Source organism: Mycobacterium sp. (genome assembly GCF_049281135.1).
Lineage (GTDB): Bacteria > Actinomycetota > Actinomycetes > Mycobacteriales > Mycobacteriaceae > Mycobacterium.
In genome coordinates, this window is sequence record NZ_JBAPRN010000291.1 from 1 (window position 1) to 8,684 (window position 8,684).

Below are 8,684 nucleotides of genomic sequence, written 5' to 3' on the forward strand. Positions count from 1 at the left end.
TCTGTACTCGTTCGGAACTCCCGCCGGCCGTAGCGGCGCGGCGTTCCTGTCTCGCGTCCAACCGAACACGCTGCCGGATGTCGGCACGTACCAGTACTGGAACGGTGAGGGGCGCGGCTGGGTGCCGGCTGACCCGGGCGCCGCGACGCCGATCTTCCCGGGGCCGGTCGGCGAGATGTCGGCGCAGTACAACGACTACCTGAAGCAGTATCTGGTGCTCTACACCAACGGTGGCAACAACGACGTCATCGCGCGTACCGCGCCCGCACCCGAAGGACCGTGGAGTCCCGAGCAGCCGCTCGTCACGTCGTTCCAGATGCCCGGCGGCATCTACGCGCCGATGATCCACCCCTGGTCGAACGGCAAAGACCTGTACTTCAACCTGTCGCTGTGGTCGGCCTACGACGTGATGTTGATGCACACCACGCTGCCCTGACTACGCCGGAAAATTGAAGCTCATATCGACCGTCGTTCCCGACGGCGTGCAGTCCATCTCCAGCCAGTCGCTCACCGCTCGAATCAGCAGAAGCCCGCGTCCACGCACACCGGGGTCAAGGGACGCTGGCTTCCACGAGCCACCGTCGGTAATCTTGAGATGCACTCGCGCGCCGTCGTTTTCGCCATCGATCCGAACTTTGCCGGGTTTACGCTCGCGGTAGCCGTGTTCGATGCTGTTGGCGCAGGCTTCGTTGACGGACAGCACGATGTCGGCGACCTGCTCGTCGGGGACTGTGGCCGACTGCAGCCACGACGCGAGTTGGTGCCGGATGTCGATGAGATCATCAGCGGTGACGATCTGGTCGATCACCAGCGGCTCGTACGGCCGCCGATAGACGACGATCGCAATGTCGTCGTCGTAGCCGCCTGGGGGAGCCAGCTCGCGCAGTGCCGCGTCCGCGACGCCGTCGACGGTTAGGTGCTGTCCGCTTGCCACCGTCGCGCTGAGGTGCGCGATACCCTCGTCGAGCGAGACGTTACGACGCTCGACGAGACCGTCGGTGTAGAGCATCAGCGTCGATCCGGGTGGCAGCACCACCGACGCTTGTGGGCGGGACTTCTTGCGGTTCACCGCCAATGGCACCGAGCGGGCATCGGTGATCAGCGTCGGAGCTGCCTGCGGCGCCGCCAGCACTGCGGGCAGATGGCCGGCGCAACTGTAGGAGAATTCGCCGGACTTGGTGTCGAGAATCGCGAGAAATACGGTGGTGCAGAACGCATTCGGGATAAGATCGGCCACCGAGTCGAGCTCTTCGAGCAGCTGCGCGGGCTCGGCGCCGGTAAGCAGCAGCGCACGCGCGGAGGCGCGAAGCTGACCCATCACCGCCGCGGCGGACAGGCCGCGCCCCACACAGTCGCCGACGATGATGCCGATCCGTTGATCGCCCACCCGCAGCACGTCGTACCAGTCGCCGCCGATTTCCAGAGGTGGGACGGCGGGCTCGTAACGAACCGCGAAACCCGGCGGAAGCTCGGTGGGAGCCAGCATCGCGTGCTGCAAGGTCAGCGACGTCTCGCGGGCTGCCTCGAATTGCCGCACGTGCTGGATCGCCAGTCCGAGGTGGCCGACGAGCACGGTGACCATTAGACGGTCCTCCGCGCTGACCCGCCGGGGGACCCGAAGCTCCAGCCACAGTGCGACGTCGCCGGCGCCGGTGAGGACGGCGACGATGCCGTTCGATTGGCCTGGGGTATCGGGGGTTTCGACGGGCTGGACGGTCAGCGGTAGCTGACGGCGAGCTTGCTGAAAGATCTCACGTAGCGGGTCGCCGAGTTGCCGCCAATCCGTCGGGGTCTTGTCGCCGGCCACCTGGATGGCGGGCTCGGCACCACTCGTCGGCCATACCGCGGCTACCACCCGGTGAACGTCGAGAGCAAGCCGGCACTCGTCGAGGGTGATCGAGAGTACGTCCGACATGCTCTTGGCCACGCTGACTGCGGTCGCCAGCCGCAGCACCGCACTTTCCCTTGCGGCAAAGGCCCTTTCCGCAGTGATATCGCGAAGTGTTCCGACATACACGTCGCCGTCTGCGGCATCGGCATTGACCCGGTTGACGTTCGCCGCTACCCATACCAGTCTGCCGTCGCGATGCCGGATCGGGGTCTCGTACTGGACCTGGTTATTTTCGGCAAGCCGGGATTGTTGTAGGCGCGACCCCTTTTCGTCCACCAGCCACGGGTGCGGCCAACGGTAGGGGAGACCGTGCGCGGGGTAGCCGGTCAGTTTGGTGAAAGCGTCGTTCACTTCGATGACGGCCCCGGTGCGATCGGCGACGAAGAATCCCTCGTGCAGAGAATTCACCACCGCGTTGCGGAACTCATCGCGATCGGCGAGATCGTCGGCGCGGGCCCGCTGCTCCTCGTAACGCTTTGTGCCGTCTAGGAATCCGCGTGTCGCGACATCGAGCGGGGCCAGTGTCTGCAGCAGAAAGGCCAGCGCCACCGCCCCGTCGAAGCCGGGAAACTCCACCGCCAGCCGGTGGTAAAGCGCAGAGTGCTTCTCGACGATCTCCAGCGTGCTGATGTCGTCGTGCAGTGCGCGGCGGCCGAGCTCATGACCGACCGCGAGGTCTTCTTCGTTGCGGGTCTCCAGGTAACTAAGAAGCGCAGCCGTGTACGCGGTGTGGAAATCGTCGTGTGTCATCCGGACATACCTCGGTGCCGTGCTGTGAGCACCAGCGCGTCGTCGTTGTCCTTGGCGTGGACGTGCAGGATCTGCTCGGCGATCGTCAGGGCCGGTGCGGCGAAGTCGATGTCGTCCAGATGGTTTTCGTCGATGCCGTCACTGGTGATGACCAGTAGGTCGCCCGGGCGAATCGGGAAATCCTGCGATACAACCACTTCGGGAACCCGGTAGCCGACGATGCCGCCGGCGAGGCGTACCGACGAGCGCACTTCGACGCCCGCCGGGTGTTTGGCGACCAAGTCAGCGGCGACGTTCCCGATCCCAACCCAGCTGAGCGATTCTTTCTGAAAGTCTATGTGCACCAGAGTCATCGCCGCACCGCGAGTGTTCGACAGGCCACGGTGGCAGCTCTGGACCAGCGTCTCGAGCGACTCGCCGCGGGCGTCGCCGAGGATCTGCACGCCGCAGTCCGCCGCCTCGGCGGCCAATTCGCCGTGCCCAAGCCCGTCCAGCACACCGATCAAAGCGGCGGTGCCGTTCACGTCGACCGCGATCGACCGGTCGCCGCAGACGGTCTGGCCGGGCAGCGGGCGCGAGGTGGCCGCCCATTCGATCGGCCCCAACCAACCATGCTCAGCCATTGTTCGGAATCCACTTCCACATTTCGATCTTCGTGCCCTGCCCGGGGGTGGATTCCACGATCAACCGGTCCATCAACCGGCGCGCTCCGGGCAGGCCGAGCCCGAGTCCGCGGCCGGTGGAATAGCCGTCCTCCATTGCTCTTTCGATGTTGGCGATACCCGGGCCGTCGTCTTCGGCCTGTACGACCAGGGCCTGTCGGCCTTCGCGGTCTTGTACGGCAACCCGGATCGCCCCGTAGCCGGCATAGCTGGTGATGTTGCGGGCGACTTCGGAGATCGCGGTGGCGATCATGGTGACATCGGTCAACGAGAAACCCATGTCGCGCGCCAGTTGATGGCCCGCCTGGCGAGCGGCAACGATGTCGTCAGGGTGACTTACGTCGACGACAACGTCATCCGACACCGTCACGTCCGATCGGTTTCCGAGAAGCCAGTCGCCGATTCAGCAGCGCCAGGCCCTCTTCCAAGTCCAGCGCGGTGTCCATGTCCTCGAAGAGGATTCCGAGTTGGACCATCGCGAATGCGACCTCCGGCTGCAGGCCCACGATCACGGTGTGTGCGCCGCGCAGACTGGTCATGCGTGCAACAGTCTGCAACGACCGTGCGGCGAATGAATCCAATACGTCGATGGCGGTGACGTCGACGACGATGCCTTGCGCCCGATACTCGGTGACTCGTTGCATCAAGCGTTCCCGGAACAGCTCGGTGTCGGAGTCGGACAGGGCGTTTTGCACGGTGGCAATGAGAATCTGTCCCTGTTTCAGAATGGGTACTGGCATGAGACTTTCGCGACGATCTTTTGTTAGGTGGCTTGCTCGCCGGCGCGGGTGACCTCATACCCCAGCAGGTGTTCGGCCTCCTCGATACCGCCCTGCAGGTCGCCGACGGCGTTCATCTTGGAAAGATCCAGCCCGATCGTCACCAGCGTGAGTGCGATCTCCGATGACAGACCGGTGATGATGACGCTGGCACCCATCAAGCCGGAGGCGTCGACGGTCTGCACGAGGTGGTTGGCGACCGTGGAGTCGATGGTCGGTACACCGGTGATGTCGATGACGACGACCTTGGCCCGGTTGGCGCGAATGGCCCGCAGTAGTTGTTCGGTGACCTGCCGGGCGCGCTGGCTGTCCAGAACGCCGATGATCGGCAGAATCAGCAACTGCTCGCGCACCTGTAGCACCGGCGTAGACAGCTCGCGGATGGCTTCCTGCTGCTGACGGATGATGCGCTCGCGTTCCTGCACGAAGCCGACGGCGACGGTGTTGGCGATCCGGTTGGCCGCGGGCTCATAGGCGTCCAGCACCCGGTTCAGCAGGTCGAAGTCCGTCTGGTACTTCTCGAAGAGCGACCGGGCCAGCACGTCGCGCAGCAGCAGGACGATGCCGACGACCTCATTGGTTTCCACGCCACGGGGAATGATGCGTTCGGACAAGTCGCGCGCGTAGTCCTGTAGCGCCTCGACGCTACCGGTCTCGAGCACCTCGACGTAGCTGTCGTACACCGTCGTTGCCTCGGAGAAGATCTCCTCGGGCGACATCGCGGTCAACAATTCGGCCTCGGTGATCCTGCGGGCCCATTCCTCGCGCAGCACCGTTCGATTCTGGCGCAAGTGCTGCACCAGCTGTGGCAGCAGCAAACCCGCACCCGACACCGCCGCCGTCTGACCGACGACGCCCGTTGACGAGAGATCTGTTGACTGATCCGACATTGAACCTCCCGGATCTCCGCGGTGGACCAAGTCCCGCGCCTAGACTAACTGAGCCTCGCGGCGACGGCCGTTGAAGTAATATTTCTGCGAATTTGCCAGGCGGCGAGGGTCGGCACCGGATCCGCCGGGAGCGACAAGACTTCAGATGAAGGATGGCCGTGTCAGCTGCGGATCCGATCACTACCTCCGTCGTTCACCGGGACGGGGTCGCCGTGGTCAGTATCGGCGGGGAAATCGATTTGAGCACCGCGCCTGCTTTCGAAGCGGTCATCGCGGAAGCGCTCGAAGAAGATCCACCCGCGCTCGTGGTCGAGCTGTCCGGGGTGATCTTCATGGCCTCGGTGGGACTGCGGATATTGGCCGCCACCCAGGAAAAGGTCGGCAAATTGATTCAGATCGCAGTGGTGGCCGCCAATGCGGCGGCGAGCAGACCGATGCAGCTGACCGGTTTGGACAAACTCATTGCGTTGTACCCGACGTTGGATGAGGCCTTGACCGCGATAGGCGTGTCCGCGGGCGACTAGCGGCTACGGACGCAGCACCATCGAGATTGACGTTGGCGCGAAGAAGCGCGAGTGACCAGCACGCTAGCGTCGATCTCGTTCGTCGCAGCCAATTAATGACTCAGGATACTAGCGGCTACGGACGCAGCACCTGACGCGCGATCGCGTACTTGTGCACCTCGGTCGGGCCGTCGTAGAGGCGAAAGGCCCGCATGTCGGAGAAGATCATCCCGACGGGTGTCTCATCGGAAATGCCGATGCCGCCCAGGATTTGGACACAGCGGTCGGCGACCTTGAACAGCTCCTCGGACACATAGGCCTTGACCATCGAGCTCTCGTGTCTGCCGGTGCCCCGATCGCCCTTGTCCAGCGTCCAGCATGCCCACCAAATCCCGAGCCGGCATTGCTGCAAAGCGATTTCGTTGTCGGCGATCATGAAGCTGACGCCCTGATGTTCACCGAGCGTCTTACCGAACGCGGTGCGCTCGCGGGCGTGCCGCACCGCGATTGACTGCGCGCGCGAAGCCGCCCCGAGCCAGCGCATGCAGTGGGTCAGCCGCGCCGGCGCCAGCCGCATCTGTGCGTAGCGCAAGGCCTGGCCGACCTCACCGAGCACTGCCGAGGCGGGCAGTCGCAGACCGGTGAACCGCACGACGCCGTGGCCTTCGACGTAGTTGCGGTCCATCGTGTTCATCACCCGCTCGATCTCGATGCCCGGGGTCGCACCGTCGCAGAGGAACAGCGTCGGCCCGTCAGCGCCGTGCTGGTTGGGCGCGACGCGGGCCATGATGATCCAGGTCCGGGCGCCGTTGGCTCCGGTGATCAACCACTTGTGGCCGTTGATGACGTAGTCGCTGCCGTCGAATTCCGCCGTCGTGGCCAGCTGGTTGGGATCTGAACCGGCGCCGCCGGGTTCGGTCATCGCGAACACCGACCGCTGGCGTCCGTCGATCACCGGGATAAGGAATTCGTCGATCTGCTCGGGGTTGGCGACCTTGCCCAGCAGGAACATGTTGCCCTCGTCGGGCGCGGCGCAGTTGAGCGCGATCGGGCCCAGCGTCGACCAGCCGGCCGCCTCGAACAGCACGGCCTGCTCGCGGTGCGACGGCTCCCGGCCACCAAATCGCTTGGGCGCCTGGAATGTCAGCAGCCCGGCGTCGCGGGCCAGCTCCACCAATTCGGCGCGCAGGCCATCGTCGGGACCGTGCCGGGTCAGGCGAGGGTCGGTCTCGTAGGGCACGATCTTGTCGACGACGAACGCGCGGATTTCGTCGCGCAGCGCCGCGGTGTCGGCGGGTACGTCGAAATCGATCATGCGGATTCCATCAGCGTCAGCGCCTGCTCGAACAGCCGCACCGTGGCCTCGTGCAGCAGGTCGCCGACCTCCTTGGGGGCCTTGCCGGCGCTGGCCCTAGCGTTGGTGCCCTCCAGCACGATGCCGAGTTTGAAGCAGGCCAGCACGGTGTACCAGGTTACGTGCGACAGGTCGCGGGTGGTGTTGCGGGCGTAACGGTCGACCAGATCGCTGGGTGCGGCAAGTCCGCCCTTCTCGAAAAGCGTTCCGCCGAACGCCGCGGACTGCCCCCAGGTGGCCAGCAGCCACCCGAGGTCCAGTAGCGGATCGCCGATCGTGGACATCTCCCAGTCGACGATCGCGACGACCTCAGGGCCGGTGCGGGAGAACATCACGTTGGCCGCGTGGTAATCGCCGTGCATGATGCCCGGTGTCCACGCCATCGGACGGCCTTCTTCGAGCCACTTGGCCACCTCGTCGACGCCGGGAATGTCTGGGCCAGGGTAGTTTTCGAACTCTTGGTAGGACTCCAACTCTGAAAGCCAGCGTGGCACTTGGCGTTCCAGGAACCCGTCCGGCTTGCCGTAATCGCTCAAGCCCACCGCGGCGTAGTCCACCGCTCCGAGCTTGGCCAGCGCGTCGGCCATCGACAGCCCCATCTCGAACCGCACTGCGGGGTCGGCGGCGTGCAGCTCCGGCAATTCCTGGCCGGCGTTGAACCCGTCGATCGGCTCCATCAGATAGAAGACCGCATCGCCGAGCACGCCGGGGTCGTCGCAGCGGGCGATCAGGCGAGGATGCGGTACGTCGGTCCCGGCCAGCGCCGCCAGCACCTGCGTCTCGCGCATGATCACGACGTTGCTGCGCGGGCGTAGATGCTTCGGCCCGCGGCGCAGCACATACGGCCGGCCCGACCGGGTGAACCGCAACATGATGTTCTGCGTTCCGCCGCTGATCGCGGAAACGTTCTCCAGGGGGCCGTCGCCCAGCCCCTGCTTCGACATCCACTCGGCGAGGCCGTCCGGGGCTTTGAGCTCCTCCACGAAGGTGAAGCTACTACGAGGCCGCCGGGCGTCGGCTAGCCGTCGGCAGATGAGGCGCGACGCGCAGATTCCAGGGCGATGCACAGTTCGGCAGCCGCGCGCGGATCGGTGACGAGTCGTCCGGTCCGCTGCTCGAGTTTGCGCAACCGTTGCCGCACCGTATTGGGGTGCACGTACAACTGCTGCGCGGCGCGCTCGGCCGAGCCTCCGTGGTCGAACCACGCCTCCAACGTGTCCAGCAGCGCTTCGCGCTCATGGTCGGGGAGATCGTCGAGCGGGCCCAATACATTGGCCGCGATGCGATCCATGACTTCGGGGGCGCCGGCCGCGGCCACCGCGATCACGTCGCGGTCGAAGACGGTGATCGGCGCGCGGTCGGGTCGAGCCGCGGTCATGGCGATCCGGGCGTACCGCAGCGCGCCTGCCGTTCCGGCAAGGTCATCGAAGAGCGGGCTGACGCCGACGCGGGTGACCGGATATTCAGTCAACACCTCGAGTACGGGGTCCAACCCGGTCGACGGTCCGAGGTGCAAGATCCCGATCTCGATATCGGGTTGCAGCCGCCACGCGGAGAATATGCCACGCGCCGACAACCGATCCTCGATATCCGGGAAGCCGGTGCGGCTGATACGTGTCAGCTCCGCACACACCACAACGTATGGCCCGTGGAGTGAAATCCGTAGGGTGTCAGCGGTATTCCACAAGTCAACGGTGTCGGTGAGCCGGCCGTCGATCAGCGCCTGCACCATTGCGGAGCGCTCCTGCTGACGGGTCACCATCTGGTGAGCGATTTGCTCTTGATAGCCGGTGACCATCGCGGTAGTGAACTCCTCCAGCACCTTCCACATCGCCTCGGATGCACGTAGCAGGCC

The 8,684-nt window shown here is 65.2% G+C and carries 10 protein-coding genes; 2 read left to right on the forward strand and 8 right to left on the reverse strand.

What is annotated here, in order from left to right:
- On the forward strand, positions 1-436 hold a 436-nt coding region (locus WAN02_RS11700; RefSeq protein WP_422264332.1), incomplete at its 5' end, for a DUF4185 domain-containing protein.
- Here WAN02_RS11700 and WAN02_RS11705 read toward each other — a convergent pair.
- The 5 genes from WAN02_RS11705 to WAN02_RS11725 are packed head-to-tail and all read right to left on the reverse strand — an operon-like array spanning position 437 to position 4,972.
- Positions 437-2,641, reverse strand: a complete 2,205-nt coding sequence (locus tag WAN02_RS11705; RefSeq protein WP_422264333.1) for a SpoIIE family protein phosphatase — start codon at positions 2,639-2,641, stop codon at positions 437-439.
- Positions 2,638-3,264 carry a SpoIIE family protein phosphatase gene (locus tag WAN02_RS11710; protein ID WP_422264334.1) on the reverse strand — a complete coding sequence of 209 codons (627 nt, stop codon included), beginning with the start codon at positions 3,262-3,264 and terminating at the stop codon, positions 2,638-2,640. The genes WAN02_RS11705 and WAN02_RS11710 overlap by 4 nt, the downstream gene beginning before the upstream one ends.
- Positions 3,257-3,667, reverse strand: a complete 411-nt coding sequence (locus WAN02_RS11715; RefSeq protein WP_422264341.1) for an ATP-binding protein — start codon at positions 3,665-3,667, stop codon at positions 3,257-3,259. The genes WAN02_RS11710 and WAN02_RS11715 overlap by 8 nt, the downstream gene beginning before the upstream one ends.
- The gene (locus WAN02_RS11720; RefSeq protein WP_422264335.1) at positions 3,657-4,043 is read right to left on the reverse strand and encodes an STAS domain-containing protein; all 387 of its coding nucleotides are present in this window, start codon (positions 4,041-4,043) and stop codon (positions 3,657-3,659) included. Before WAN02_RS11720 ends, WAN02_RS11715 begins: the two co-directional genes overlap by 11 nt.
- A 23-nt stretch (positions 4,044-4,066) precedes the next feature.
- Positions 4,067-4,972, reverse strand: a complete 906-nt coding sequence (locus tag WAN02_RS11725; protein WP_422264337.1) for an STAS domain-containing protein — start codon at positions 4,970-4,972, stop codon at positions 4,067-4,069.
- A 158-nt stretch (positions 4,973-5,130) separates the two neighbouring features.
- Between WAN02_RS11725 and WAN02_RS11730 the strand changes: the two genes are divergently transcribed.
- Complete coding sequence (locus WAN02_RS11730; protein ID WP_422264338.1) at positions 5,131-5,496, forward strand: anti-sigma factor antagonist; 366 nt, start codon at positions 5,131-5,133, stop codon at positions 5,494-5,496.
- A gap of 115 nt (positions 5,497-5,611) precedes the next feature.
- On the opposite strand, the gene WAN02_RS11735 is transcribed toward WAN02_RS11730, so the two are convergent.
- From WAN02_RS11735 to WAN02_RS11745, 3 genes are all read right to left on the reverse strand, one after another.
- Complete coding sequence (locus tag WAN02_RS11735; protein ID WP_422264339.1) at positions 5,612-6,790, reverse strand: acyl-CoA dehydrogenase family protein; 1,179 nt, start codon at positions 6,788-6,790, stop codon at positions 5,612-5,614.
- The gene (locus WAN02_RS11740; protein WP_422264342.1) at positions 6,787-7,773 is read right to left on the reverse strand and encodes a phosphotransferase family protein; all 987 of its coding nucleotides are present in this window, start codon (positions 7,771-7,773) and stop codon (positions 6,787-6,789) included. Before WAN02_RS11740 ends, WAN02_RS11735 begins: the two co-directional genes overlap by 4 nt.
- Before the next feature lie 74 nt (positions 7,774-7,847).
- Positions 7,848-8,684: PucR family transcriptional regulator (locus WAN02_RS11745; RefSeq protein WP_422264340.1), on the reverse strand; the 837-nt coding region annotated here is incomplete at its 5' end.

Coding starts and splice junctions, on each gene's coding strand:
- WAN02_RS11705 (WP_422264333.1), bottom strand. CDS start 2,641: ATGACACACGACGATTTCCACACCGCGTACACGGCTGCGCTTCTTAGT.
- WAN02_RS11710 (WP_422264334.1), bottom strand. CDS start 3,264: ATGGCTGAGCATGGTTGGTTGGGGCCGATCGAATGGGCGGCCACCTCG.
- WAN02_RS11720 (WP_422264335.1), bottom strand. CDS start 4,043: ATGCCAGTACCCATTCTGAAACAGGGACAGATTCTCATTGCCACCGTG.
- WAN02_RS11725 (WP_422264337.1), bottom strand. CDS start 4,972: ATGTCGGATCAGTCAACAGATCTCTCGTCAACGGGCGTCGTCGGTCAG.
- WAN02_RS11735 (WP_422264339.1), bottom strand. CDS start 6,790: ATGATCGATTTCGACGTACCCGCCGACACCGCGGCGCTGCGCGACGAA.
- WAN02_RS11740 (WP_422264342.1), bottom strand. CDS start 7,773: ATGTCGAAGCAGGGGCTGGGCGACGGCCCCCTGGAGAACGTTTCCGCG.